We start from the raw sequence: 26,918 nt of genomic DNA on the forward strand, positions 1-26,918 counted from the left end.
TATCGGTGCTACTTGAGCAGTCGCGACATGCGCCGGTCGGCCAGTACCTTGCCACCGGTCTGGCACGTCGGGCAGTACTGAAATGACTTGTCCGCGAACGACACTTCCCGCACGGTGTCGCCACACACCGGGCAGGGCAGGCCGGTGCGGGCGTGCACCCGCAGTCCCGAGCGCTTCTCGCCCTTCAACGTGGCGGCGCCCTGCCCGACGGAGCGGCGCACGGCATCGTTGAGCACCGAGATCATCGCGTCGTGCAGAACGGTGAGTTGTTCCGCGGTGAGTTTGCCGGCGGTGGCGAACGGGGACAGCCGGGCGACGTGCAGGATCTCGTCGCTGTAGGCGTTGCCGATGCCGGCGATCACCTTCTGGTCGGTGATGACGGTCTTGATCCGCCCGGTGTTGCCGGCCAGCATTCGGGCCAGGTCTTCGGGGCCGAGTTCCAGGGCGTCGGGACCCAGCGAGGCGATCTGCGGGACCTGCTGCGGATCTTCGACGAGCCAGACCGCGAGCCGTTTCTGGGTGCCGGCCTCGGTGAGGTCGAAGCCCGGCGCCGCACCCGGGGTGCCCAGGTGGACGCGCAGCGCGATCGGCCCCTTGCCCGGCCGCAACGGCGCGGCGGCGAGCTTGTCCGACCAGCGCAGCCAGCCGGCCCGCGACAGGTGGGTGATCAGCCACAGGTCACCGGCCTGCAGGCCCAGGTATTTGCCCCACCGGCCGGCGCCGGCGACGGTCTGGCCGTGCAATGCGTGGATCGGCGGGTCGAAGGTCTTGAGCACCGACAGTGCCGCGACGTCGACGCGGCCGATGGGCAGTCCGACGGCGTGCCGGCGCAGATGGTCGGCCAGCGCTTCGATCTCGGGGAGTTCGGGCACCGGTCCAGTCTGCCCCTAGGTCCTGATGCCCGGCGTTCCGGCGGCTCCCGAGATAAGCCCCATGTTGCCGCCGGCGGCCGGGGGGTCGCCGTTGCCGCCGCGGCCGCCGTTGCCGTACAGGCTGGCGTTGCCGCCGTGGCCGCCTGCGCCGTTGGCGCCGAGGGTGCCGGTGTACGTCGTGCCACCGACCGTGTTTTGCCCGGGAGGCCCGCCCAGACCACCGTCGCCGCCGTCGCCGCCGTTGCCGAGCCAGCCCGAGGCGCCTCCCGCAGCGCCCGAACCTCCGGCACCTCCGTTACCCGAGGCCGGGGCCGCGACGCTCAAGCCCTGGTTCCCGCCTCGCCCGCCGCCACCACCGAACCCGCCGGCGCCACCGTCGCCGACGACGTAGCCGCCGCGACCGCCCAGCCCACCGTTACCTCCGGCGCCACCGTCGCCGCCGTTTTCGTACCTGGCGCTGCCGCCGAACCCACCCAGACCACCGTTGCCGCCGGCACCACCCGCGCCGAATAGTCCGGCGTCGCCACCCGCTCCAGCCGTAAGACCGGCCGCGCCACCCTCGGCGCCCTTGACGACTTGGGACCCGCCGCCGGCCAGACCCCCGCCATCTCCGCTGTCGCCGCCGTGCCCACCGTTGCCGGACAACCACCCCGCATGGCCGCCGTTGCCGCCGAGGCCGCCCGTTCCGCCAGTGCCGGCAACCGTGGTACTGGTGTTGTGGCTGGTGGAGCCGCTGCCCTGCCCCCCGGCGCCGCCCGCCGCACCGGCACCGCCGTCACCGAACAGGTAGCCGCCGCGGCCGCCGGCGCCACCGTTCCCACCGATGCCGCCGTTCGCGCCGGAGCCGCCGGAAGCGCTGTTGTTGAGACCGGCATTGCCGCCGGTCCCGCCTATCCCGCCCTGCCCGCCGTTACCCCAGATCCAGCCGCCGGCCCCACCGTTGCCGCCGTTACCACCGTTGGCACCCGCCAGGGCCGTGCTGCCCGACAGGCTGTTGGCGCCCGCTCCGCCGGCACCGCCGCGACCGCCGTTGCCGAAGAACCCGGCCGACCCGCCGTTACCGCCGTTCTGGCCGGCCCCACCATTGGCGCCGTTACCGCCGTTGCCCCACAGGATCCCGCCGTCCTGACCGTTGGCGCCGGCGGTGGCGCCGTTGGCACCGTTGCCGATCAGCGGCCGGTTCAGCAGAGCCTGGGTGGGCGCGTTGATCGCAGCAAGCACCTCCTGCTCGGCGGTCTGCAGCACGTTGGATGCCTCGGCGCTGGCGTACTGCCCAGCACCTGCGCTCATCAGCTGCACGAACTGCTCGTGGAACTGCGCCGCCTGCGCGCTCAGCGCCTGATAGGCCTGGGCATGCGCCCCGAACATCGCGGCGATGGCGGCCGAAACCTCGTCGGCCCCGGCGGCCAGCACGCTGGACGTGGGAAACAACGCCGCTGCATTCGCCTGGCTGATCGTCGAGCCGATCCCGGCCAGATCGGATGCGGCAGCATTGACAAACTCCGGCGTAGCGTTCACAAACGACACAAGCGGACCTCCTACGACCCGCATGCTACTGCGATCAAGATCACATTTTGGGCGTTTGGCCCGAATTCGATTGAGGCCGAAGAAGTTCAGCCCCGGCCGCTATGCGGACCCGGGTGCTCCGTCCTTGCCGGAGATCGTCCCGCCGGAGCCGCCGCTGCCCCCAGGCTGGTTGAACCTGCTGTCCCCGCCGTGGCCGCCGGCGCCGAACAGACCCGCGTCGCCGCCGTTGCCACCGATACCGGTGTGAATGTTGAACGGCGCTCCCGACGGCGAAAGCCCGGCGTTGCCGCCGCCCCCGCCGTTGCCGAACAGCCAGCCGCCCTGACCGCCGTCGCCGCCGTTGCTGACCGCGGGAACCAGGAAGGAGGTGGTACCGGTGTCGCCGCCGTCACCGCCGCGTCCACCGCTGCCGAACAGCCGGGCGTCGCCGCCGAGGCCGCCGTCGCCGCCGACGCCGGAGTATCCGTTACCGGCATCTCCGGGCACGCCTATGGTGCCGCCGTTGCCGCCGGCGCCGCCCCTTCCGCCGGCACCCCCAGAGCCGATCACGCCGCCGCGGCCGCCGTCTCCGCCGGTGCCTCCGACGCCACCGTTGCCCCCGTCACCGCCGTTACTGGTTCCACCGAGGCCGCCCGTTCCGCCGACTCCCCCGACGCCACCGTTGCCCCACAGCAATCCGCCGTCGCCGCCGTTGCCGGCGAAGCCACCCTGCCCGCCGTATCCGCCGGATCCGTTGGCGACGCTCGCAGCCTGGCCGTCGCCCCCGTAACCGCCGTTCCCGCCGGCCCCACCGTGGCCGAACAGACCGGCATCGCCGCCGTTACCGGCGTGGACGTCGAACAGGTAGTAGCCGTTGGCAGAACCGTTGACCCCTTCGTCGATGGGCGTGTTGCCCGGGTTGGTGAAGGACCCGCCCCTGCCGCTGTCCCCGCCGGCGCCGCCGTCGCCCGCGATCAATCCACCGTGGCCTCCGTCGCCACCGGCACCGGCCAGGCCACTCACGCCGGCCCTGCCGATCCCGCTGATGGCCTGGGAACCCACGGCGTCGCCCCCGGCCCCACCGGTGCCGCCGGTGCCGCCGCTACCGAACAGCCCGGCCGACCCGCCGTTGCCGCCGCCACCGCCCGGGCCCGCGTTGCTGCCGCCCGTGATCGAAGACTGGTAGTAGCCGTTGCCGCCGTTGCCGCCGAGACCACCGCCCCCGCCGTTGCCGTAGAGCCACCCGCCATTGCCGCCGTTGCCGCCGAGGCCGGCCGCCTGCCCGGATCGGGCAGTGCTGTCGCCGGCGACGCCGTTGGCGCCGTTCCCGCCGGTGCCGCCTTGGCCTCCGTTGCCGATCAGCCCCGCCGAACCGCCGTTACCACCGTTCTGGCCGACGCCACCGGCCGCGCCGTTGCCGCCGTTGCCCCACAGCAGTCCGCCGGCTTGGCCGCTGGCGCCCGCTGTGGCCCCGTTGGCGCCATTGCCGATGAGCGGCCTGTTGAATAGCGCCATGGTGGGGGCGTTGACGACGCCGAGCACATCCTGGCCGGCCGCAGCAAGCACGTTGGACGCTTCGGCGCTGGCATATTCCGTGGCGCCGCCGCTCATCAGCTGCACGAACTGCTCGTGGAAGAGCGCCGCCTGCGCGCTGATCGCTTGGTAGGCCTGGGCGTGCGCACCGAACATCGCCGCGATGGCCGCCGAGACGTCGTCGGCGCCGGCCGCCATGACCGCCGCGGTGGGCGCGGCCGCGGCGGAACTGGCGGCGTTGATCGAGGATCCGATGTTGGCAAGGTCCGACGCCGCAGCGGCAACCCACTCCGGCGTGGCGAACACATACGACATCCGGCAACCTCTTCCCGACCGAATCTCTTTCCCGGCCGATGCTGTGTTTAACACGTGTCAAGCACGCGAGCAATGATCGTATCGTGCCGGGGGGCGCTTGGAGCACACGTTCTTCGTGGGATTCGGCGAACCTCAGCTACCGGTCACCGGCGTCACGGCCCTCGGGCGCCCGCAACAGGTAGGTATCCATGATCCAGCCGTGTCGGGCGCGGGCCTGCGCACGAAGCTCGGCGATGCGCTTCCCCACCCCGCCGACCGTTCCCGCCACCAACAATTCGTCCGGGGTGCCCAGGTAAGCGCCCCACCAGATCCGGGTGTCGGGCGCGCAGGCCGCAAACGAGCATTCGGCATCGAGCATCACCACCGCTGTCCCGGACAGCCCGTGCGTGCGCAGTTGGCGGCCGGTGGTGATCAGCACCGGTTCGCCGACGTCGTTGAGGGGGATGCGGTGCCGCGCGGTCAGCGCCTGCACCGCGGTGATCCCCGGGATGACGTCGTAGCTGAGGTCGATCTGCGCGGCCACCGCGTCCAGGATCCGCAGCGTGCTGTCGTAGAGCGATGGATCACCCCAGGCCAGAAAGGCCCCGCACCCGTCGGGCCGCAATTCGTCGGCGATCGCCGCCGCCCAGATCCGGGCGCGCTCCGCGTGCCAGTCGGCAACGGCTTGCCGGTACTGCGCAGCATCCCCGGCGCCAGCGGCGCGGCGCGGATCGGGCAGCTCGACGAACCGATAGCCCGGCTGGCGGATGTAGCGGGCGCAGATCTGCTGCCGCAACGCCACCAGATCACTCTTGGCTTCCCCTTTGTCCACCGCGAAGAACACCTGGGTGTCGTTGAGCGCCTCGACCGCTTGCACCGTCACATAACCGGGATCACCTGCGCCGATACCGATGACGTGAATGCGCCGGCCCATACGGCTCAACCTAGATAGGGCGCTGGGTCAGCACCAACACGAGACCAGCGGTACCCGGTACCCGGGGTATTGACTAATGAGTGTGACCTCCCTAACGTTTTCAACTATCCGACGGAGGGAGGCCAACGATGACCACTGCGGTGCGGCCAAGCGGGCCGAGTCGCGAAGAATTCTCCGAACGCCTGTTGAAGGGCTCGGTCAAGAAGTCCTACGAACCGGTCGTCGACATCGACTGGGATGCCCCACTGGACCCCGACCGGTTCTTCCTGCCCCCGCGACTGGTGTCGCTGTATGGCACTCCGATGTGGGACGAGATGACCCGCGACCAGCAGATCGAGTTGTCGCGGCAAGAACTGGTCAACACCCTATCGGCCGGGATCTGGTTCGAGAACATGCTCAACCAGTCTCTGTTGCGCACCATCCTGCACGAGGATCCCACCAGTCGCTCGACGCACTACAAGCTGACCGAACTGGGTGACGAAACCCGCCATATGGTGATGTTCGGCAAAGCCATCGAGCGTGTCGGCGCAAAACCGGTGCGGCCGAAGCGGTTTCACCGCTGGGTCATCAACCTGCTGCCGCTGGCCTTCCAACGCGGTTCGATGCTGTGGGTGGCGGCGCTGATCGGTGAGGAGATCTTCGACTCGTTGCAACGGCAGATGATGGACGATCCGGAGTTGCAGCCGATCATCCAGCGGCTCATGCGAATTCACGTCACCGAAGAAGCCCGCCACATTCAGTTCGCCCGCGACGGAGCCCGCAAACGGGTGGCCGAGATGCCCCGGCTCAATCGGTGGTTCATGGCCAACATCAACGGGCTGGGCGGATACTTTTTCAACTACCTGTTCAGCAACCCGGTGCCGTATGCGCGCACCGGCCTGGACGTCAAACGCGCCAAGCATCTGGCCCGCACCAGCGCGCACCGCCGCGAGGTACAGGTTGCCGGATTCGCTCCGCTAGCAGCGTTTCTGACCGAGGTGGGGTTGATGGGCCGGATCGGCCGCCGTGCCTGGCAGCGCAGCAGGTTTCTGTGACGGTGATCGTCGTCGGGGCGGGTGTCCCGGACGTCGAGGCGGCGTTGTCGCAAGCCGGCATCGGTGACGTCACGACACTCGAGCGGGCAGTGCTGCGTTCGGAATTCGATGAGGACACCGACTCCTGGATCCTGCACACCGACGCAGCACCGCTGCGCACTCGCGTCGTAATCGCCACGGACGGAGGTCTTTTCACCCCATTCATACCGACAATCAACGGCCACAACGAATTTCGAGGCGAATCCTGTCACGCGGCGGCATGGGACCCGCATTTCCATCCGGCCGGAAAACACGTCGCAGTCATCGGCACCGATTCGTGGGCCGGACATCACCTCGGCCGACTGGTCGAATCCGCGCGGTCGGTGACCGTCTTCCCGCATGCCCCGCGCCGGGTGGTCACCGAATTGCCTCGCTGGACCACGCGCACCGCGCGCCGGCTGCGGCGCCGCCGTCCCGCTGCGGGCCCGCAGATCGGATCGACCATCACTGCCGTCACCGCGTCGGGCATCCGCACCCCCGATGGCCTCGAGCACCCCGTCGACGCCATCGTCTACGGCACCGGCTTGGCGACCACGGATGAGTCGCTGATCGGGGTCGGCGGACGCACCCTGCGCGAAGCCTGGCACGACGGGATGGAGCCCTTCGCCGGAGTTGCCGTGCACGGCTTCCCCAACTACTTCTTCCTCGCCGGTCCCGACGTCGCTGCGCAAGCGCGCTACATCGCCCGCTGCCTGGCGACGATGGAACGCACCGGCAGTCGCCGGATCGAGGTGCGTCGCTCCACCCAGCAGGTGTTCAACGAACGCGCTCAGTTGGGGCCGTTCTCGCCGCCCGCGCCGACCGGCGCGTTCGAAACCTTCGAACTGTCGTCCGGCGCGCCGGACTACGAAGACACCTACGACGGCGCCGCCACCCTCGAAATCGGCGGCACCCGCCATTCGGTGCGCGTCCGCCTGGTCGGCCACCTCGACCCGCTCGACGGGAACTACCACTGGCAGGGAACCCTGTTCGACGCCCCGCCCGACGACTCCCTGACCAAGGCCCGGGCGGGCACCCTGACCGTCGGCCAGCGCAGCGCGGCGGCCCGCATCGTCGAGAAGACGCCGTGGGGTACCCACTCGGTCACCGGGGTGGGCGCGCCGCCGTATCCCTGCTGACCTCGCCAGGCCCCGCTGCCCGCCGCCCGCCGCCCGGTGCCTTTTCTGCCGAGCGTCACGCCAGGGCAACAGCGGACGCCGAACGTCACGCCAGCGCGACGCTCGACGCGGGTGGGGCGGGAAAAATATTTGCCGCTGAGGATTGATCGCGCTCCAAACGGGTAACTCGTGTTTGGGGTGCGCGCCACGGGCGCGCTGTTGCGGTAAGCGATACAGCGAGAACGGCGAGCTCGGCGTGTTGGTGACCAGGCGAAACGCACGGCTCCGGGGGAAGTCTGCCGGCGGTGCATATTCGCGTATCCATGTCGGTCCAGGCGTGTCGACCGCACCCTTTTTTCACAAATCGGGCAGTTTGCTTGAAGATAGGTCCTTAGCAACGACGGGGGCGCAGCACTGAAGACCATCGATGACGGGGCAGAAGTTCGAGGAGCTGGAATGAGCGCGGTGGCCAAGTCCTCCGGTTCGTTGGCCCTGCAGGCCCGCACCGAGCAAGGGGTGGTCCTGCTGGCCGCCGAGGGCGTGCTGGACGCCAACAACGCCGCGGCGCTGCGCGACAGCGTCACCAAGGCCACGCTCGACGTGCCCACCGCCGTCGTCGTCGACGTCAACGCCCTGCAGGTACCCGACGAATCGACCTGGTCGGCGGCGTTCGTCAGCGCGCGCTGGCAGTTGAACTCACGGCCCGATGTCCCGATCGTGCTGGTGTCGGGCAACCGCGCGGCCCGCGACGCGATCACCCGCAGCGGCGCCGCCCGGTTCATGCCGGTGTACCCGACCGACAAGGGCGCCCTGAAAGCCGTCACCCGGCTCGGGCGGCGCAAGTTGCAGCATGCCCAGGCGAAGCTGCCGGCCAATCTGTCCAGCCTGCGCGAGTCCCGCCAACTGGTCCGCGAATGGCTCACCAACTGGTCGAAACCGGGACTGATCCCGGTCGCGTTGGTGGTGGTCAACGTGTTCGTCGAGAATGTGCTCGAGCACACCGGCAGCGAACCGGTGATGCGGATCGAATGCGACGGCCAGACCGCTACCATCGCCGTCTCCGACACCAGCACCGCACCCGCGCTCCGGTTGGCGTCGCCCCCCAAGGGCATCGACGTGTCCGGGCTGGCCATCGTCGACGCGTTGTGCCGCGCCTGGGACAGCACACCGACGTCGTCGGGCAAGACGGTATGGGCGATCATCGGGCCGGAGAACCAGCTCTGAGGAAGCCCGCTGCGGGCCGAACTGCAACACGTTCTAACCTCGATCGGGATGCCCCTCCGAGGAAAGCAGGGACGACGTGCGGTTCAGTTACGCCGAGTCATTGACCGACCCCCAGTTCTATATTCCGCTGGCCAAAGCGGCCGAGGCGGCGGGCTATCACAGCATGACGATCGCCGACAGCCTGGCGTACCCCTTCGAGTCCAACTCGAATTACCCCTACACCCCAGACGGTGGCCGCGAGTTCCTCGACGGTAAGGAGATTGTCGAATCTTTCGTTCTGGCAGCGGCATTGAGTGCGGTGACGACGACCTTGCGGTTCAATTTCTTCGTCCTGAAGCTGCCAGTGCGACATCCGGCGTTGACGGCCAAGCAGGCCGGGTCGCTGGCCGCATTGTTCGGCAACCGGCTGGGCCTGGGGGTGGGCAGCAGTCCGTGGCCGGAGGACTACGAGCTGATGGGTATCCCATTCGTCAAGCGCGGCAAGCGAATGGACGAATGTATCGAGATCGTGCAGGGGCTGACCACCGGGGAGTACTTCGAATTCCACGGCGAGTTCTACGACATTCCCAAGACGAAGATGAGCCCGGCGCCCGCCCAGCCGATCCCGATCCTGGTGGGCGGACACGCCGACGTCGCACTGCGACGGGCCGCGCGGCTGGACGGCTGGATGCACGGCGGCGGCAGCTCACCGGAAGAATTGGACCGACTTATCGCCCGGGTCAGGAAGTTTCGCGACGAGGAGGGCAAGACGGGACCGTTCGAGGTGCATGTCATCTCGACCGACGCCTACACCGTCGACGGCATCAAGCGCCTCGAAGACAAAGGCGTCACCGATGTCATCGTGGGGTTCCGCTGGCCCTACATCATTGGGCCCGACAAAGACCCGCTGGGCAAGAAGGTCCACCTGCTGGAGAAGTTCGCCGACCAGGTGATCGCGAAAGTCTAACGCTTACAGCGAATCCCAGTTGGGCGCCCGCTTCTCACGGTGCGCCATAGCCGCTTCGGTTGGATTGTTGGTGAAGCCGGTCAGGATCTGGGTGCGGTTCTCGATTTCGATGGCATGCCGCAAACTCGGCGCATCCAGCGCGGCATTCAAGCCGATCTTGGTCTGCCACACGCCGAAAGCGTTGTTGGCGGCTATCTCTCGCGCCTTGTCCAGCGCGGCGGTCATCAGGTCGGCGGCCGGCACCACCTGGTGCACCAGCTTGATGCGGTAGGCCTCGTCGGCGTCGATCATCCGCCCGGTCAGCATCAGTTCGCGCGCCACGCCGGCGCCGACGATCTTGGGCAGCAGGTAGCTGGTGCCCATGTCCATCGAGGAGAACCCGGCCTTGATGAACGCCGACCCGAAGCGGGCGCTCGCCGCGGCGATCCGGATGTCGGAGTGCAGCGCGAACGCCAACCCGCCCCCGACCGCCACCCCGTTGACGGCCGCGATCACCGGGATGGGCAGCTCGTAGAGCCGGATGAACAGCTCGGCCAGCCGCACCTGCGAGTCGTAGCTGACCTTGAAACGCGGGGTCGACGGCTTGACCTCGGTCCAGGCCTCGCCGGTGCCGCTCAGGTCGGCGCCGGCGCAGAAGCCGCGACCCGCGCCGGTGAGGATCGCCACCCGGTGCTCGCCGCGGCTCAACACGTCCAGGGCGTCGTCGGTGGCCCTGATCAGCGCTCCGTCGATGGCGTTCAACAGCTTGGGCCGGTTGAGGGTGAGGCGCGCGATGCCGTCTTCGAGGGTTTCCAGCGTCACTGCGGGTTCGGATGCCATACCCGAACCGTAAGCGACTCAGCACACGTCCAGGCAGCGGGCATACCGTGAACGTCATGACACGGTCGGGCCTCGGCTCGCGGAGTTTCTGCAACGCCCCCAGCATCGCCGGCAAAAATCCAGATCGCCTCCCGGGCAGAACGCTGTCAGCGCCCGGCGCGCTCCCGCTCGATTTCCTGCTCGACTTCCTGGCGAACGCGCTGTCGAACATCATCGAAGTACCGGTCAGGGTTATCCAGGATTTCTTTCGCTCGCCGGTCCTCAGGAGGTGCTATTTGAACCGCCATTGCAGCCGCCGCCCTTCTCACACGGTATGGGGTTTCACACCTATCGTTCGCCCGACCTCTCAGGCCGGTCATTCTAATCTGTAGTCTGCTGGACGCCGAGCTGATCAGAGCTTCCAGCCGTAATGCTACGGACGCACATTCTCAGCCTTCCAGCTATGGATCATGAGTGGTGGCCATCGCCGCAGCGACAACATCAGCAACCACCCTCAGTACATCGAGATCCAGCGCCGAGAGGTCGCCGGGACTCAGCGAATCAACCGTTAGTAACCCGTAAGCCACATTCCCCGCGACTACGGGGACGGAGATGCACGTTTTCCATCTGGCCCCAGCGGCCACGAAGTCATCGAACCCCGGGGGCGCATCCTCGTCAAGGTTCGGGTAGAACTCGGCCTGATTCCTCCTCACCTTGTCGAGTGCGTAATCACCATGCGGCGTCCCTTCTTTGAACGCGAATTGGACTACCTGATCTGGACGGCCACCCCAGTAAGTCGATGCGACAAGCTGTTGCGGCGGCCCGGCCTCGAAATAGGTAGTACGCGCGCGAGGAATTCGGTGGCCCCATGATCCGGGGAGTGGTTTCGACTGCAAGCCTCAGAACTGTGTTGCGAAGTCCCCGGCGGATTCCGGGGCGCTGAACTGGCCTGGCTGTGCGTAGGTCCGCGGCACCGTCGGCCAAGCTGCGAACGATCGGGTCAAGCGCTCCGCCTACTTCCACACGCGCCTTGGTGCGCGCGTCGATTTCCTCCGCTTTGCAAGCGGCGGCCGTACGAGCTTCTCGCCGCTTCGAACGAAGCGCCGTGATCGCGGGCAGCGCCGTGGCAAGGAGAACGGATCCGATCTGACCGACAAGTACCCATCCGTAGACCCCGTCGCCCTCCGGGCGCTTGAGTAGCGCTGCGCAGACGGTTGACGTAGCTACGAATATTAGGGTCAACGGGATCGCGACGTAGTCCCACCGCGTTAGTGTCGAGCGCAATTGCACACGGTTAGCCGATGTGTCGCCCACGGCGCGACGATAACAGGCAGCTCCGACGCTATTGTCGCTGGCTCGTAGCAACGGCTCCGGGCCCGAGGCCGCCCTGGGCAATGGAGTCCAGTGTCATACCTACTGATGCTTCGCCAGCCACTCCGCCTGCATCGCAAACAAATTCAGCAACTCCGGCTGCGGGGTGTCGGGATCCAATTCGCAGTAGCGCCGGAAGATGTTGACCACCACCCGCTCGGAGTCCAGCCAGGACGCGTACTCCCCCAGTTCGACGGCATCCACCGCTTCGGCCAGCGACAGTCCCTTGCGGTGCGCCTCGTCGGCGTACTCGGTGATGTGCACGAAATAGCCTCGCACTGCGCGGATTCCGTCGGAATCGGTGATCGGCCCGTGCCCCGGTACCACGATCGGCGCGTCCAGCGCGATCATGGTGTCGCACGCCGCGATCCAGTTGGCGATCGGCCCGGCCCACACGATCGGGGTGCAGCCGATGAACAACAGGTCCCCGGCGAACAGCACCCCGGCGTCGGGCACGTGCGCCACCGAGTCCGCGGCTGTGTGCGCCGGCCCCAGATTGAGCAGGTCCACCCGCCGGCCGCCGACCTCGATGGTCAACGCGCGCTCAAATGTCTCATCGGCGTTGCGCAGCACAATGCCGCTGAAATCGAAGGGCCCGAACCGGTCTCGCGCGAACGTCGTCGCCACCGGACCCAGGTCGGCGGTCTGGATGCCGACCAGCCGGTCGACGCCGGCCTCGTGCGCGATTTCCGCCGCGGTGCCGGCGGCGGCGAGGATGCGAACACCCCTGTCCAGCAACTGGTTTCCGTGGGTGTGGTCGCCGTTGGAGTGGGTGATCAGGGCATCGGTGATGGGCGCCGAGTCGGTGACGGGCCGCATCGCGTCGAACATCTCGCGCGTGAGCGCCAGGTCGAACAGGGTATCCACCAACAGCGACGCGCCGTCACCGGCGACCAGACCGGCGTTGCTCCAACCGTATCCGCCGTCGGGCAGCGTCCAGGCCCACACCCGGTCGGCGACCTGGTGCAGGCCACGGGTGTAGGGCACCTTCGCCGGAGCCGGGTTGACCCGGGAAGCTACCCCCACTGAGGCCGGATTAGGCCGCGGCGCAAGCGGATACGGCGCCGGCGTGGCCCGCACCGTCTGCCGGGTCTCACCCAGCGCCTCGACCTGCAGCGTCACCACGTCCCCGGGGGACAACCAGCCCGGGAAGGCGTCACCTTTGGGCAGGTGCTCGACGAGGGTGCAGGTCGGCACGGTGCCCGAGCCGATCACGTCACCTGGATGCAGGGTCACCCCGCGCGAGATGTAGGAGATCACTTCGGCGAACGTCCAGTCCATGGTCCCGGTCGATCCCGACCCGATCACCGTGTCGTTGACCAATGCGCTCACCTGCAGGTGCAGCCTGCCGTCGCGGCGGTAGGGCTCGAGTTCGTCGGCGGTGACCAGGTAGGGGCCCAGCGTGACACCGCTGTCCTTGCCTTTCGCCTGCCCGATCCGCAGCTGACCTTCCAGCATCTGCAGGTCGCGGGCGGACCAGTCGTTGAAGATCGTGTAGCCGACGATGGCCTGTTCGGCCTGTTCGACGGTCAGGTCCTTGCCGGTGGTTCCGATCACCGCGGCGATCTCCAATTCGAAATCCTGCCAGGCACTTCCGGGCGCCATCGGGGCGTCGTCGTAAGGCCCCAATACCGTTGCCGGACAGGCGAAGTAGAACGCTGGGATGCGATACCAGGTGTCCATCAGCACCCGTCCGCCGCCGGTGGCCTGCTGGCAGTTGCGCATGTGGTCCAGAAAGCACAGCGTGTCGCGGATCGACGGCGGGCGCGGGATCGGGGCGGCCAGTGTCACCTCACCCAACAACACGGTCGTATCGGGCGACACCAGCGCCTGCGAGCCCTCCTCCGGCAACCGGCCGGCGGCGATCAGGTCAAGCAGGGTCGCGCCCGGCGCGAGCGCGTGAATCCGATCGCCGTCGAGTACCCCGACGCGTTCGCCGTCGGAGTCCCGATAGGTCACCCACTTCATTCCCGTACCACCTCACTCGCTTTCTTGTCGCGTCGCAGTCCACGCCAACTCGACTGCCGTAACCGGTTGTCCGGGGTCCACTCGCCGTAGCGCACCTCGCCGACCAGCGTCGGCTTCAGGAACGTGACGCCCTTGGCCTCGCGGGCGGGAAGTGAAGTGCCGAAGGGTGATTCGTCGGTGTGCAGCGGTTTGAACACCTTCTTCAGGTCGGCCAACTCGCGTTCGGTGAACCCGGTGCCGACCCGGCCGACGAATTGCAGGCCGTCGGGGCCGGGTACGCCCATCAGCAGCGCCCCGATACCGCTGCTGCGCCCGCCCTCGCCGGCTCGCCAGCCGCCGATCACGACTTCCTGGGTGTTCCAGTGCTTGTCCTTGACCCACGATGCCGAACGACGCCCCGGCTGGTAAGTCGAATCGCGCCTCTTGGCGACCACGCCTTCCCACCCGTGCTTGTGGGAATAGTCCAAGGCGTGTTCGCCGTCGTCACCGGGCAGCAGCGGCGGGACAATGAGATCGCCGGTGCTGCCCAGAGTTTCCAGCAACTTACGCCGATCGGCGTACTTGGCCCGCAACAGCGATCGCCCGTCGAGGTAGAGCAGGTCGAAAGCCCAGAACTCGATCCGGGTGGCCCGGACACGGTTCTGCAGTTGGTTGAAGCTGGGCACTCCGGCTTTGTCCAGGGCCACCACCTCACCGTCGAGGACGACGTGGTGATCGGCGAAAGCATCAGCCAGGGAAGCTAATTGGGGAAAATCCTTGGTGATGTCGCGGCCGCTGCGGGACCGCAGCCGGACTGCGCCGTGGTCGGCGTCGACCAATAGCCGGTAGCCGTCCCACTTGCCCTCGAATGCCCACTGTCCCTTCTTCAGAGCGGCCACCGACCCGTGCGTGGCCAGCATCGGGGCCAACCCGTCGAAGTCGAATACCTTCTGCTCCTTCATGCGGTGCGCCAGCCATTGGTCCCCGTTGGTCTGAATCAGCGCATACCGTCCGGAGATTCGACGACCGTGCAGGTTCACGATCACCTCGTGATCGTTGAACTTCTCGGCCTCGTAGGTGCCCGAGTCCCAGATCACCACCTTGCCCGCACCGTACTCGCCTTTGGGAATCTGGCCCTCGAAGCCGCCGTATTCCAGCGGATGGTCCTCGGTGTGCACCGCCAGGTGGTTGACCGAGGTGGTCTCGGGCAGATTCTTGGGCACCGCCCACGACACCAGCACCCCGTCGCGTTCCAGCCGGAAGTCGTAGTGCAGCCGGCGGGCGTGGTGCTCTTGGATGACAAAGGTATTGCCTTGCCCGGCTTGGGGTTTGGATTTCGGCACCGGCTCGGGAGTTTTCGACGCGTCCCGCATGCTGCGGTATCTGGTCAGCCGGTCAGGATCGTCGGCGCCCGGCGCTGCCGGATCCAGCGCGGCGAGCAGGTCGCCGTCGCGCTGCACTCGCGCCAGCACTTCGTCGTAGCGCAACTGGCTCAGGTCGGGGTCGTCGAGTTCGTCCCAACTGCGCGGCGCCGCGACTGTCGGATGGTCCCGACCGCGCAGTGAGTACGGCGCGATGGTGGTTTTCGAGCCGCTGTTCTGGCTCCAGTCCAGGAACACCTTGCCGGTGCGCAGGCTCTTGGTCATCGTCGAGGTGACCAGTTTCGGCATCGACTTCTCCAGTTGCTGCGCAACGCGTTTGGCCAACACGGTGGCGCCCCGGCTGCTCACCGGCTCGGCCAGCGGCGCGTAAAGGTGCAGCCCCTTGCTGCCGCTGGTCAACGGGTAGAGGGTCAGCCCGATATCGGAGATGAGCTCTCGCACGGCCCGGGCCACGTCGGACAGTTGGGCGATTGTCACGCCCTCGCCGGGGTCCAGGTCGAAGACCAGCCGGGTGGCCGGGCCCGGCGCAAGGCTTTCCCCGGCACGGGTCCACTGTGCGACGAACCGCCACTGCGGGACGTGCACCTCCAGCGCGGCCTGCTGGGCGATCCAGGCCAGCCCGTCGGTGCTGTCGATGATCGGGTAGGTGGTGGTCCCGGACCGGTGGGTGACGCTCGCGCGGGGCAACCAGTCCGGGGCCGACGACGCCAGCTGTTTCTCGAAGAACGAAGGCTTGTCGACTCCGTTGGGCCAGCGTTTGCGCGTCACCGGCCGCCCGGCGATGTGCGGGATCATCACCTCGGCGATGCGGGTGTAGTAGTCGAAGATGTCGGCCTTGGTGGTGCCGGTCGCCGGATAGAGCACCTTGTCGGTGTTGGTCAGCTTGACCCGCTGCTCCGGCGCCGAACTCATAAGGCCAACCTAGTCGTCCTCGCCGCGGCAATCTCGTACGCTCGGCGAATGGGCAACCCGGGCCATCTCCTGCAGGGCGACGTCGACGAGGGCTACGGGAAGGTCGCCGACGCCTTCCGCGCGAATTTGAGCAGCGGGCAGGAGGTCGGCGCCGCCGTCTCGGTGTATCGGGAGGGCCGCAAGGTCGTCGACCTGTGGGGCGGTTACCGCAACGGGGAGACCAAAGCGCCGTGGACCCAAGACACCCTGGTGAACGTCTTCTCCTCGACGAAAGGTGTTGCCTCCCTTTGTGTCGCGCTCGCCGTGTCCCGGGGCTATCTCAGCTACGACGCGAAAGTCACCGACTACTGGCCGGAATTCGCGCAGGCGGGCAAGGCGGCGGTGACCGTGCGGCAGCTGCTGGCGCATCAGGCTGGGCTGCCGGTCGTCACCCCAGCGCTGACGCTGCAGGAGCTGGCCGACCCGCCGGCGATGTCTGCGAAACTCGCGGCGCAGGCACCGGCCTGGGCGCCCGGCACCCGGCACGGCTACCACGGGATCACGCTGGGCTGGTATGAGGGCGAGCTGATCCGCCGCACCGATCCCGCGGGACGGACTTTGGGCCGGTTCTTCGCCGACGAAATCGCCGGTCCGCTCGGCTTGGATTTTCATATCGGCCTGCCGGCCTCGGTGGACCGCAACCGCGTGGCGCACCTTTCCGCCTGGTCGTTCGCCAGCCTGATCTGGCATGTCAACACGATGCCGCCGCGCTTCGTCGCGGCATTGCTCAACCCGCACAGCCTGGCGGCGCGCGCGCTGGTGTTCGCCAAGGACGTCAACCACCCCGCTGCCTTCAACCGCGACGAGCTGCGGGTGGTGGAGATGCCGGCGGTCAACGGCACCGGCACCGCGCGGTCCCTGGCCAAACTCTACGGCGCTGCGGCAACCGGCGATCCGGCGCTGGGGTTGAGCGCGGACACGTTCGACGCATTGCAGAAGCCGGCACGGCCGCCGACGAAGGGGTTGCGCGACAAGGTGCTGCACATCGACACGACGTTCTCCCTCGGCTTCAACAAGCCGATTCCCAAGTGCGTCTTCGGAACTTCGGACAATGCGTTCGGAACGCCGGGCGCCGGAGGATCTTTCGGGTTCGCCGACCCGGACACCGGTATCGGCTTCGGGTATGTGATGAACAAGATGGGCTTCCACCTGATCAGCGATCCCCGCGAACTCACCCTGCGCAACGCCGTGTTCCGCGACGTATTGGGCGCCCGGCCGCAAGTCTGAAACGCCCGGAGCTCATGAATCCGCGGGGGTTGGTGATCGGCGAGGCGCTGATCGATATCGTCGAGGGGCAGCCCGAACAGGTCGGCGGCAGCCCGCTCAATGTCGCCGTCGGCCTGGCCCGGCTGGGTCGCGGTGTCGACCTGCTGACCCACATCGGCGGCGACGCCCGCGGCCGGCTTATCGCCCGGTACGTCAAAGACGCTGGGGTGCAGCTTGTTTCGGGAAGCGTCACGGCGCAGCGCACACCCACCGCGGTGGCCACGCTGGCCGCGGACGGCTCGGCGAGCTATTCGTTCGACCTGGATTGGCGCCTCGATGCCACACCGCCGGTACCGCCGCCGCTGTTCGTGCACACCGGATCGATTGCCGCGGTGCGCGAACCGGGCTGCCTGGCGGTGGCCGCGTTGCTCAACGCCTACCGGCCGTCGGCCACCGTCAGCTTCGACCCCAACGTCCGGCCGTCGCTGATCGCCGATCGCGACCAGGCGCGCGGCCGCATCGACAAGCTCGTCCAGCGCAGCGACATCGTCAAGGCCAGCGACGAGGACCTGCGCTGGCTGGCACCCGAGCGGCCGGCACTGGACACCGCCCGCGGCTGGCTGGCGTCCGGACCTGCGATCGTCGTGCTCACCATGGGCGCGCAGGGTTCGGTGGGACTGTGCGCGGCCGGGGAAGTGACGGTCGCGGCCAAACCGGCCACGGTGGTCGACACGATCGGCGCCGGGGACGCCTTCATGGTCGGTCTGCTGGACAGTCTGTGGAGTTCGGGCCTGTTGGGCGGTGACCGGCGCGAGCGACTGCGCGGCATAGGTCTGCAAGCAATGCGGTCGGCACTCGACGAAGCGGCTGCGGCGGCGGCGCGGGCGGTCTCCCGCGCCGGCCCCTGATGGTGGCGATAGCAGACGCAAAATCCCCGGCACGCCGGGCGTGCCGGGTGATTTTGCGTCTGGTCGGCACCTAGTGGGCATACTGACCCAATGCGCTCCATTTGGAAGGGCTCGATCGCCTTCGGCCTGGTGAACGTGCCGGTCAAGGTGTACACCGCCACCCAGGACCACGACATCAAGTTCCACCAGGTGCACGACAAGGACAACGGACGCATCCGGTACAAGCGGGTCTGCGAGGTGTGCGGGGAGGTGGTCGACTACAACCACATCGCCCGCGCCTTCGAATCCGACGACGGCAAGAGCGTGGTGATCACCGACGACGACATCGCCACCCTGCCCGAAGAGCGCAGCCGCGAGATCGAAGTGCTCGAGTTCGTCCCGGCCAGCGAAGTGGACCCGATGCTGTTCGACCGCAGCTACTTCCTGGAGCCCGATTCGAAATCCTCCAAATCGTATGTGCTGCTTGCTAAGACGCTCGCCGATACCGACCGGATGGCGATCGTGCACTTCACGCTGCGCAGCAAGACCCGGCTGGCCGCGTTGCGCGTCAAGGATTTCGGCAAACGCGACGTGATGGTGATCCACACGCTGTTGTGGCCGGATGAAATCCGCGACCCGGACTTCCCGGTGCTGGACAAGGAAGTGGAGATCAAGCCGGCCGAACTGAAGATGGCCGGCCAGGTGGTGGAGTCGATGTCCGACGACTTCGACCCGGACCGCTACCACGACACCTACCAGGAACAGTTGCTGGAACTGGTCGAGGCGAAACTCGAAGGCAGCGAAGCGTTTACGGTCGAGGAGCAGCCGACCGAGTTGGACGAGTCCGAAGACGTGTCCGACCTGCTGGCCAAGCTGGAGGCCAGCGTGAAGGCCCGCTCGGGCGGCGCGACGGAATCGTCGCCGAAGAACGACACGGCGAAAAAGAGTCCGGCCAAAAAGACTCCGGCCAAGAAGGCGCCCGCGAAGAAGGCGCCGGCCAAGAAAGCGGCCAAGAAGGCACCTGCCAGGAAATCCTGAGCGGCACGGGCTTCAGCAAATCAACATCGTGTGTTCAACTCCTATGGGGTGTTTGTTCACCTATGCTCATCGTGCTGCCGATTCTTCGGAGGAGTCGCCATGAAGTTTCCTCGATCCGCCGCCGCAATCGGACTGCTTGTTGTTGCGGCATTGGCGATGTCGGGTTGCGGCGGCAATTCGGGCAAGACTTCGTCGTCGGGATCCAGCGCCGCCCCCGTCGTCCCGGTGAACTGCGGCGGCAAGAAGAAGATCCTGGCCGGTGGCTCCACCGCGCAAAAGAACGCGATGGAGCAGTTCGTGTACGCCTACATCCATGCCTGCCCGGGTCACACGCTGGACTATGCGGCCAACGGTTCCGGTGCCGGCATGGCGGCTTTCATTGCCGGCGAGACCGACTTGGCCGGCTCTGACTCGCCGATGAATCAGGACAAGGGTGAACCCGACAGCGCGCGAGCGCGCTGCAACTCGCCGGCCTGGGACATTCCGGTCGTGTTCGGACCGATCGCGGTCACGTACAACATCAACGGCGTCAGCTCGCTGAACCTGGACGGGCCCACCACCGCGAAAATTTTCAACGGCGCCATCACCAGGTGGGACGACCCGGCGATCAAGGCGCTCAATTCCGGGGTCAACCTGCCGTCGACCCCAATCCACGTCGTCTTCCGCTCCGACAAGTCCGGTACCACTGACAACTTCCAGAAGTACCTGGACGCGGCGTCCAACGGCGCCTGGGGCAAGGGTGCCGGCCAGGTGTTCAACGGCGGCGTCGGCGAGGGAGCCGCCGGTAACGACGGCACGTCGCAGGCCATGAAGGCCACCGACGGCTCGATCACCTACAACGAATGGTCCTTCGCCGAGGGCCACCAGCTGAACAAGGCCCAGATCATCACCTCGGCCGGTCCGGAGGCGGTGTCGATCAGCCCGGAGTCGGTCGGCAAGACCATAGCCGGCGCCACCTTCAAGGGCGGCACCGAGCCCAACGACCTCGTGGTGGACACCTCGTCGTTCTATCGGCCGACTCAGTCCGGCTCGTATCCGATCGTGTTGGTGACCTACGAAATCGTCTGCTCGAAGTATCCCGACTCCCCCACCGGCCAAGCGGTAAAGGCATTCATGCAAGCCACAATTGGCGACGGCCAGATCGGTTTGCAGGAGTACGGTTACATTCCGCTGCCGGACTCGTTGCAGAAGAAGCTGATACCGGTGGTCAACGCCATCGGGTGACCGCTAGTCACCGCCGCGAGCGCCGGGACACGTTGCGGGGCGGTCGGTTCCGCCGCCTTCGCCACCTCGAAGAGGTTAATGTTCAAGCACACCAACGGTTTTCAGGGCTGGCAGCGTTTTCAGACCGGTACCCGACCGGCCGGACGACCCAACCCCGTTACGCACTCGTGATCAAAAATCGTGCCGAGTCCCCGGATTTGGTTGTGTGCCCACTCCACGAGGATTTACCGTGTGTTAACCATTCGTTTCGGCGCCGCGGCAGCGTGGCCGCCGGTACGTGACCGCTACCGGATGCGGCGTGGGGTGTCCGGGCGAAGGGAGCGTCGACGGTGACCAACACCGGTTCGGAATCGCGGGTGGGCTCGCATTTTGGGCCCTACCAGTTGGTGCGCCTGATCGGCCGCGGCGGCATGGGCGAGGTTTACGAGGCCGAGGACACCCGTAAGCATCGGGTGGTGGCGCTCAAGCTGATTTCGACGGCGTACTCGGGCAATCCGGTTTTCGCTGCCCGGATGCAGCGCGAAGCCGATATCGCCGGGCGGCTGACCGAACCGCACGTGGTGCCGATCCACGACTACGGCGAGATCGACGGACAGTTCTACGTGGAGATGCGCCTGATCGACGGGGTGTCGCTGCGCTCGATGCTGACGCAGTACGGGCCGCTCACGCCGGCCCGGACGGTGGCCATTGTGCGGCAGGTCGCCGCGGCGCTGGATGCCGCGCACGCCAGCGGGATCACGCATCGCGACGTGAAGCCGGAGAACATCCTCGTCGCCGCCAACGACTTTGCGTATCTGGTCGACTTCGGCATCGCCCGCGCCGGTCAAGATCCCAGTCTCACGCAGAGCGGGATGGCGGTGGGCACCTACAACTACATGGCTCCGGAGCGGTTCACCGGCGACGAAGTCACGTATCGGGCCGACATCTACGCGCTGGCCTGCGTGCTGGGTGAATGCCTGACCGGGGCACCACCGTACCGGGCGGACAGCGTGGAGCGGCTGATCGCGTCGCATCTGATGGAGCCGATCCCGCGGCCCAGCGTGCTGCGGCCGGGCCGGGTTCCGGAGGCGCTGGACGCGGTGATTGCCAAAGGCATGGCGAAGAACCCCACCGAGCGCTACATGACGGCCGGCGACCTCGCCGCCGCCGCCCACGACGCGCTGACCACTCCCGAGCAGCGCCAAGAGGCCACCATCCTGCGGCAAGGCGACAATCAGACGCTCATCGCGCCCGTCGTCGACCCGAGCCTGGCCGGCGGCTGGAACAGTCGCGGCGGCGCCAGCGGGCAACCGTCCGGCCCGGCGGCCATGCCTGCTGCGCCCGCTCAGTACGCCGCCGCGGACCAGACCATGCGGACACCGATTCCGCCGTACGGCTCCGGCACGCGGACACCGGCGCCGCCGTACCCCACCGGCGACCAGACCGCCCGAATACCGTCGTATCCGACCGGGGACCAGACCGCGCGGATCCCGTCGTATTCGACCCGGGACGAGACCAGGGTCGCGCCGGCGAACCCCACCGGGTGGCGCTCCGAACCTGGACAGAACTCCGAGCAGTGGACGCAAGCCGCCCCGGTCGCAGCCGCCGCTTGGGCCAGCCAGCCGGGCGCTGCCGCCGGTGCGCGTGCTGGTGCGCCACCGTCGCCCAGCCAGCCCCCGGCAAGCGGCCCGCCGCCGGCGAAGTCGCGTAAGCCGCTGATCATCGGTGCGATCGCGGCGGCGCTGCTGCTGGTAGTCGGCGCGGTGACCGCGTTCCTGCTGTTCGGATCGAAGGACAGCGGCGGTGATGCGGCGGACGCCAAGGGCCAGCAGGTTATGCCCTTCAAGGACTTCAACTTCCGCTTCGCACCGGGTGGGGTCACGGTCGACGCCAACGGCACCGTCTACGTCACCAACCAGACCATGTACGGCAAGGTGGTGACGCTGCCGCAGGGATCCAGCTCCCCCACGGTGATGCCGGTGAGCGGACTCTACGAACCACAGGGCATCGCCGTGGACGGCAACGGGACGATCTACGTCAGCGACTTCAACAACCGGGTGGTGTCGGTGCCGGCGGGCTCCAACAAACCAACCGTGCTGGGGTTCAGCGGCCTCAGCTACCCCGAGGGTGTCGCGGTGGACCCCCAGGGCAACGTCTACGTCGCCGACCGCGGCAACAACAGGGTGCTGAAGCTGCCGCCGAACAGCAACGCGCAGGTCGAGGTGCCGTTCAGCGGACTGAAGAATCCCGACGGCGTGGCACTGGATACCGACGGGAACATCTACGTCACCGACACCGACAACAACCGGGTGCTCAAACTCGACGCCGGCACCACCAATCAGACGGTGCTGCCGTTCACCGGCTTGAGCGCACCGTGGGGCATCACGGTCGACGGCGCCGGCGCCGTCTACGTCACCGAACACGACAACAACGTGGTGGTGAAGTTGCCCGCCGGTGGTGCGGCCAGCGAAGAACTGCCGTTCACCGGGCTGAACACCCCGTTGTCGGTCGCGGTGGATAAGAAAGGCAACGTCTACGTCGCCGACCGCGGCAACGGCAGGGTGTTGCGACTCGCGCCTTCCCCGAAGTAGCGCGGCTCAGCGCGACCGCGTGGCCACCAACCGCATCCCGGCGGCGATCAGGTTGATCACCGCCACCAGGATGATCAGGGTCAGCGCCGCTCCCCACACGCGCAGGAACCCGGCGTGTTCGGGGTTGGTGAGTTCGGTGTAGATCAGCAGCGGCAGCGAGGCCATGTTGCCTTCGAAGATGTCGAGGTTGATCGAGCGGCTGTACCCGACGAGCACCAGTACCGGCGCGGTTTCCCCGATCACCCGGGCCACCGCCAGCAGCACGCCCGACACGATGCCCGGCATCGCGATGGGCGTCACGATCCGCACGATCGTCTTCCATTTCGGAACGCCCAAGGCGTAACTGGCTTCTCGTAGTTCGTCGGGTACCAACCGCAGCATCTCCTCGGTGGAGCGCACCACCACCGGCAGCATCAGCAGGACCAGGGCCAGCGACACCGCAAACGCGCTCTGCTGGAATCCCAATGTGGCGATCCACAGGCTGAAGATGAACAGCGCCGCCACGATCGAGGGCACGCCGGCGAGGACGTCCACCATGAACGTGGTCACCCGGGCGAGCCGACCGGTGCCGTACTCGACCAGGTAGACAGCGGTCATCAAGCCGAGCGGCACCGCGATCACGCCCGCGACACCTGCCTGCACCAACGTCCCGTACAGCGCGTGGTAGACGCCGCCGGCGAACTCCTCGGGCAACACCCCACGCAGCGAGTGGGTCCACCAGTCCGCGGTGATGACGGCGTGGTAGCCGCGGATGATCACCACCGCGAGCACCCAGACCAGCGGCACCAGCGCGATCACGAACGACGCGAGGAAGAAGGTCGTGGCGATGTCGTTCTTGATCCGGCGAACCAGGCTCAGCGGACGGAAGACGACGGCCTTGACGGGCTGCTCGAGCGCGTCGGCGCTGAGTTGGCTCATCCGTTGACCTTTCCGCCGGCGACCGCGCGCGCTGCCGCGTTGACCACGAAAGTCAGGACGAACAATGCGAAGCCGGCCGAGATGTAGGCCCCCGTCGGCAGGGGCCGGCTGAATTCGGCTGCGGCAGAAGCGATCTTGGAGGCGAACGTGTAGCCGCCGTCGAACAGCGACCATGTCCCGGGCCGCGCCGCCGAGCGCAGGATGATCAGCACCGCCACCGTCTCACCCAGCGCACGACCCAAGCCCAGCATCGAGGCGGCGATGACACCGCTGCGCCCGAACGGCAGCACTGTGGTGCGCACCACCTCCCACTTGGTCGCACCGAGCGCTTGCGCCGCCTCGATCTGCATCGGCGGGGTCTGCCGGAACACCTCGCGTGACACCGACGTGATGATCGGCAGGATCATCACGGCCAGCACGATGCTCGCGGTGAAGATCGTGCCGCCGCCGGCCAGGGACACGTTGCCGCTCTTGAACAGGAAGAACCAGCCCAGATGACGGTTGAGGAACTCCGCCAGCGGCTCCAGCTTCGGTGCCAGCACGAAGATCCCCCACAGCCCGAAGATGATCGAGGGCACCGCGGCCAGCAGGTCCACCATCGCACTGAACGGCCGCGACAGCCGTTTCGGTGCGTACTGCGTGACGAAGACCGCGATGCCGACGGCGATCGGCACCGCGAGCGCCAGCGCGGTGATGGAACTGAGCACCGTGACCATCAGCAGATCGCTGATCCCGAACGCCAGCTTCTGGTCGTCGGTGGTGTCGAACCGCGCGCTGGTGAAGAAGTTGACGGTGTTTGCGCGCAGCGACGGGACGGCCCGTAGCAGCAGGAACACCGCAATCAACACGATCGCCACCACGATGGTGGAACCGGCGGCCGCGGCAAGCGATCTGAACAACCGATCGGCTCGCCGCGACGCGCGCGCGTCCACCTCCGCTAGCGCATGCTTTGCCAGCGGGGGATTGGCCACGTCAACCTCCGATCAGGAGATCGCGTTGACCGCGGTCGACAGCCTCGACTTGAAGGAATCCGGGATCGGGGCATACCCGTTGTCCCCCAAGCCATTTTGACCGGGTCCGATGGTCGACTGCAGGAATGCCTTCACCGCGGTTCCGACGGCGGCGTCGGGGTACTTCGAGCAGACGATCTCGTAGGTGGCCAGCACGATCGGGTAGGAGCCGGGCTGGGTGGGCCGGTAGAACGAGGCGGTGTCGAGCACCAGGTCGTTGCCCTGGCCCTTGACGGTGGCGCCGCCGATGGTCTTGCCCACCGACTCGGCGCCGATGGCGACGGCGTCCGGTCCGGCCGAGGTGATGATCTTCGCGATGCTCAGCTTCTGGGCCTGCGCGAACGACCACTCGTTGTAGGTGATGGCGCCCTCGGTGTTCTTGATGGCCGCCGACGTGCCGTCGTTGCCCTTGGCGCCTTCACCGACGCCGCCCTGGAACGACTTGCCGGCGCCTTTGCCCCATGCGCCGTTGGAGGCGGCGTCGAGATAGTGCTGGAAGTTGTCCGTGGTTCCCGACTCGTCGCTGCGGAACACCACGTGGATGTCCGTTCCGGGCAGGTTGGTGCCGGGGTTGAGGGCCGCGATTGCCGGGTCGTTCCACTTCTTCACGCCGCCGTTGAAGATCTTGGCCAGGGTGGGCCCGTCGAGGTTCAGTGAGCTCACTCCCCCGACGTTGTAGGTGACCGCGATGGGGCCGAACACCACCGGCAGGTTCCACGCCGGCGCACCGCCGCAACGTTGTTGGGCCGCGGCCGCCTGGTCCTGGGTAAGCGGAGAGTCGGAACCGCCGAAATCTGTTTGGTTGCCGGTGAATTCGCTGATGCCGGCGCCGGAGCCGTTGGCTGTGTAGTTCAACGTCTGCCCGGGACAAGCCGATTCGAATGCCTTGACGAAGCGGGTCATCGCGTTGTTCTGCGCGGACGAACCGCTGGCCTTCAGCGCCTTCTTGCCGCCGCAGCTCACGTTGCCCGACGACGCACTGCCCGACGCGCCTGAGCTGCCCCCGCCTGCGTTGTTGTTGTCGCTGCCACAAGCCGACAACACCAGCGCGCCTGATGCCAGCACACTCAGAGCAGCACCAAATCGGTTGAGTTTCAATTCAGTTCCTAACTGGTAGTGATGAAAGATGCTAGACGCCGCCCACCCGTCGCGGCTTCCTGAGAACCCCTTTCATTACAGCTATTCACCTACATTAACAACAGGTTACGTGCGGTGAAAGAGTTGCTGACGGACGCGACGCAAGCCCTTCGGCACCCCTGTGCCAAACTAGAACCTGTTACAGAAATCATCGAGGCGATGGCCGCCGCCGTCGTGTCGTCCGACGAATGAAACGAGGCCGCCGTGATCCTCGACAGGTTCCGACTCGACGACAAGATCGCCGTCATCACCGGCGCGGGCCGCGGCCTGGGCGCGGCCATCGCACTGGCGTTCGCCGAGGCGGGCGCCGACGTGGTGATCGCGTCGCGCACCCGGTCGCAGTTGGACGAGGTCGCCGAGCAGGTGCGCGCCGCCGGGCGCCGTGCCCACGTGGTGGCCGCGGACCTGGCTCGCCCCGAGGAGACCGAGAAGCTCGCCGCGGTGGCCGTCGAGGCATTCGGGAAGCTGGACATCGTCGTCAACAACGTCGGGGGCAGCATGCCGAACACGCTGCTGACCACGTCGACCAAAGAGCTCAGGGACGCGTTCACGTTCAACGTCGCCACCGCCCATGCGCTCACCGTCGCCGCGGTGCCGCTGATCCTCGAGCATTCCGGCGGCGGCAGCATCATCAACATCACCTCGGCCATCGGCCGGCTGGCCGGGCGCGGCTTCGCCGCCTATGGCACCGCCAAAGCCGCGCTGACGCACTACACGCGATTGACGGCACTGGACTTGTGCCCCCGCATCCGGGTGAACGCGATCGCGCCGGGATCGATCCTGACCTCCGCACTCGACGTGGTGGCCAACAACGACGAGCTGCGCAAACCGATGGAACAGGCGACGCCGTTGCGCCGCCTCGGTGATCCGCTTGACATCGCCGCTGCCGCAGTCTATTTGGCGTCGCCCGCGGGTGGTTTCCTGACCGGCAAGACGCTGGAGGTCGACGGCGGCCTCACCTTCCCCAATCTCACGATCCCCGTCCCGGATCTGTAAGGAG

General features: G+C 67.3%; 21 protein-coding genes and 1 pseudogene. 10 read left to right on the plus strand and 12 right to left on the minus strand.

Annotated elements, in window-relative coordinates; genetic code table 11:
* Positions 1-8: 8 nt before the first annotated feature.
* The 5 genes and pseudogenes from MKCMC460_RS25685 to cobF form a co-directional block, all read right to left on the minus strand.
* Entirely contained in the window at positions 9-467 is a 459-nt protein-coding gene (locus tag MKCMC460_RS25685) for a zinc finger domain-containing protein (RefSeq protein ID WP_236984419.1), read from the minus strand.
* A gap of 210 nt (positions 468-677) precedes the next feature.
* Positions 678-872 (minus strand): annotated as a pseudogene (locus tag MKCMC460_RS25690) (DNA-formamidopyrimidine glycosylase family protein); the annotation flags it as partial.
* Between the two features lie 15 nt (positions 873-887).
* On the minus strand, positions 888-2,399 hold the full coding sequence (locus MKCMC460_RS25695) for a PE family protein (protein WP_238305027.1): 1,512 nt from the start codon (positions 2,397-2,399) through the stop codon (positions 888-890).
* Positions 2,400-2,498: 99 nt separating this feature from the next.
* Complete coding sequence (locus tag MKCMC460_RS25700; RefSeq protein WP_238305029.1) at positions 2,499-4,226, minus strand: PE family protein; 1,728 nt, start codon at positions 4,224-4,226, stop codon at positions 2,499-2,501.
* A 136-nt stretch (positions 4,227-4,362) separates the two neighbouring features.
* On the minus strand, positions 4,363-5,139 hold the full coding sequence (cobF, locus tag MKCMC460_RS25705; protein WP_236977874.1) for a precorrin-6A synthase (deacetylating): 777 nt from the start codon (positions 5,137-5,139) through the stop codon (positions 4,363-4,365).
* Between the two features lie 128 nt (positions 5,140-5,267).
* Here cobF and MKCMC460_RS25710 point away from each other — a divergent pair, with 128 nt between their 5' ends.
* The 4 genes from MKCMC460_RS25710 (at position 5,268) to MKCMC460_RS25725 (ending at position 9,479) form a co-directional block, all read left to right on the plus strand.
* Complete coding sequence (locus tag MKCMC460_RS25710; protein ID WP_236977875.1) at positions 5,268-6,173, plus strand: diiron oxygenase; 906 nt, start codon at positions 5,268-5,270, stop codon at positions 6,171-6,173.
* Between the two features lie 203 nt (positions 6,174-6,376).
* A complete protein-coding gene (locus MKCMC460_RS25715; RefSeq protein ID WP_236984420.1) occupies positions 6,377-7,330 on the plus strand; it encodes a DUF4873 domain-containing protein in 954 nt (317 codons plus the stop codon).
* Between the two features lie 435 nt (positions 7,331-7,765).
* A complete protein-coding gene (locus MKCMC460_RS25720) occupies positions 7,766-8,533 on the plus strand; it encodes an STAS domain-containing protein (RefSeq protein ID WP_236977876.1) in 768 nt (255 codons plus the stop codon).
* Between the two features lie 76 nt (positions 8,534-8,609).
* Entirely contained in the window at positions 8,610-9,479 is an 870-nt protein-coding gene (locus MKCMC460_RS25725; protein WP_236977877.1) for a TIGR03619 family F420-dependent LLM class oxidoreductase, read from the plus strand.
* Positions 9,480-9,482: 3 nt separating this feature from the next.
* On the opposite strand, the gene MKCMC460_RS25730 is transcribed toward MKCMC460_RS25725, so the two are convergent.
* From MKCMC460_RS25730 to MKCMC460_RS25740, 4 genes are all read right to left on the minus strand, one after another.
* Positions 9,483-10,298, minus strand: a complete 816-nt coding sequence (locus MKCMC460_RS25730; RefSeq protein WP_370653025.1) for an enoyl-CoA hydratase/isomerase family protein — start codon at positions 10,296-10,298, stop codon at positions 9,483-9,485.
* Positions 10,299-10,738: 440 nt separating this feature from the next.
* Positions 10,739-11,173, minus strand: coding sequence for a GAF domain-containing protein (locus tag MKCMC460_RS31920; RefSeq protein ID WP_370653026.1), 435 nt, complete (start codon positions 11,171-11,173; stop codon positions 10,739-10,741).
* A 517-nt stretch (positions 11,174-11,690) separates the two neighbouring features.
* Positions 11,691-13,616, minus strand: a complete 1,926-nt coding sequence (locus MKCMC460_RS25735) for a fumarylacetoacetate hydrolase family protein (protein ID WP_236977878.1) — start codon at positions 13,614-13,616, stop codon at positions 11,691-11,693.
* The gene (locus MKCMC460_RS25740) at positions 13,613-15,889 is read right to left on the minus strand and encodes an ATP-dependent DNA ligase (protein WP_236977879.1); all 2,277 of its coding nucleotides are present in this window, start codon (positions 15,887-15,889) and stop codon (positions 13,613-13,615) included. The genes MKCMC460_RS25735 and MKCMC460_RS25740 overlap by 4 nt, the downstream gene beginning before the upstream one ends.
* 48 nt (positions 15,890-15,937) lie before the next feature.
* Between MKCMC460_RS25740 and MKCMC460_RS25745 the strand changes: the two genes are divergently transcribed.
* From MKCMC460_RS25745 to MKCMC460_RS25765, 5 genes are all read left to right on the plus strand, one after another.
* Complete coding sequence (locus tag MKCMC460_RS25745) at positions 15,938-17,155, plus strand: serine hydrolase domain-containing protein (protein WP_236977880.1); 1,218 nt, start codon at positions 15,938-15,940, stop codon at positions 17,153-17,155.
* A gap of 14 nt (positions 17,156-17,169) precedes the next feature.
* Entirely contained in the window at positions 17,170-18,042 is an 873-nt protein-coding gene (locus tag MKCMC460_RS25750; RefSeq protein WP_236977881.1) for a carbohydrate kinase, read from the plus strand.
* 90 nt (positions 18,043-18,132) lie between these two features.
* Positions 18,133-19,059 (plus strand): Ku protein, encoded by a 927-nt coding sequence (locus MKCMC460_RS25755; RefSeq protein WP_236977882.1) that lies wholly within the window; start codon positions 18,133-18,135, stop codon positions 19,057-19,059.
* Between the two features lie 99 nt (positions 19,060-19,158).
* Positions 19,159-20,283: a phosphate ABC transporter substrate-binding protein PstS gene (gene pstS, locus MKCMC460_RS25760; protein ID WP_236977883.1), complete on the plus strand. Its 1,125-nt coding sequence runs from the start codon at positions 19,159-19,161 to the stop codon at positions 20,281-20,283.
* Between the two features lie 329 nt (positions 20,284-20,612).
* Entirely contained in the window at positions 20,613-22,853 is a 2,241-nt protein-coding gene (locus MKCMC460_RS25765; RefSeq protein WP_236977884.1) for a serine/threonine-protein kinase PknD, read from the plus strand.
* A gap of 6 nt (positions 22,854-22,859) precedes the next feature.
* Here MKCMC460_RS25765 and pstA read toward each other — a convergent pair whose 3' ends face one another.
* From pstA to pstS (MKCMC460_RS25780), 3 genes are read right to left on the minus strand one after another with little or no spacing between them, the layout of a single operon-like run.
* Complete coding sequence (pstA, locus tag MKCMC460_RS25770) at positions 22,860-23,771, minus strand: phosphate ABC transporter permease PstA (protein WP_236977885.1); 912 nt, start codon at positions 23,769-23,771, stop codon at positions 22,860-22,862.
* Positions 23,768-24,742 (minus strand): phosphate ABC transporter permease subunit PstC, encoded by a 975-nt coding sequence (gene pstC, locus MKCMC460_RS25775; protein ID WP_236977886.1) that lies wholly within the window; start codon positions 24,740-24,742, stop codon positions 23,768-23,770. The genes pstA and pstC overlap by 4 nt, the downstream gene beginning before the upstream one ends.
* Before the next feature lie 12 nt (positions 24,743-24,754).
* Positions 24,755-25,879: a phosphate ABC transporter substrate-binding protein PstS gene (pstS, locus tag MKCMC460_RS25780; protein ID WP_236977887.1), complete on the minus strand. Its 1,125-nt coding sequence runs from the start codon at positions 25,877-25,879 to the stop codon at positions 24,755-24,757.
* A 243-nt stretch (positions 25,880-26,122) separates the two neighbouring features.
* Here pstS (MKCMC460_RS25780) and MKCMC460_RS25785 point away from each other — a divergent pair, with 243 nt between their 5' ends.
* Positions 26,123-26,914 (plus strand): SDR family oxidoreductase, encoded by a 792-nt coding sequence (locus MKCMC460_RS25785; RefSeq protein WP_236977889.1) that lies wholly within the window; start codon positions 26,123-26,125, stop codon positions 26,912-26,914.
* Positions 26,915-26,918 lie beyond the last annotated feature (4 nt).

The sequence above is a fragment of the Mycobacterium sp. 20KCMC460 genome (assembly GCF_022179425.1).
GTDB classification, from domain to species: domain Bacteria; phylum Actinomycetota; class Actinomycetes; order Mycobacteriales; family Mycobacteriaceae; genus Mycobacterium; species Mycobacterium kiyosense.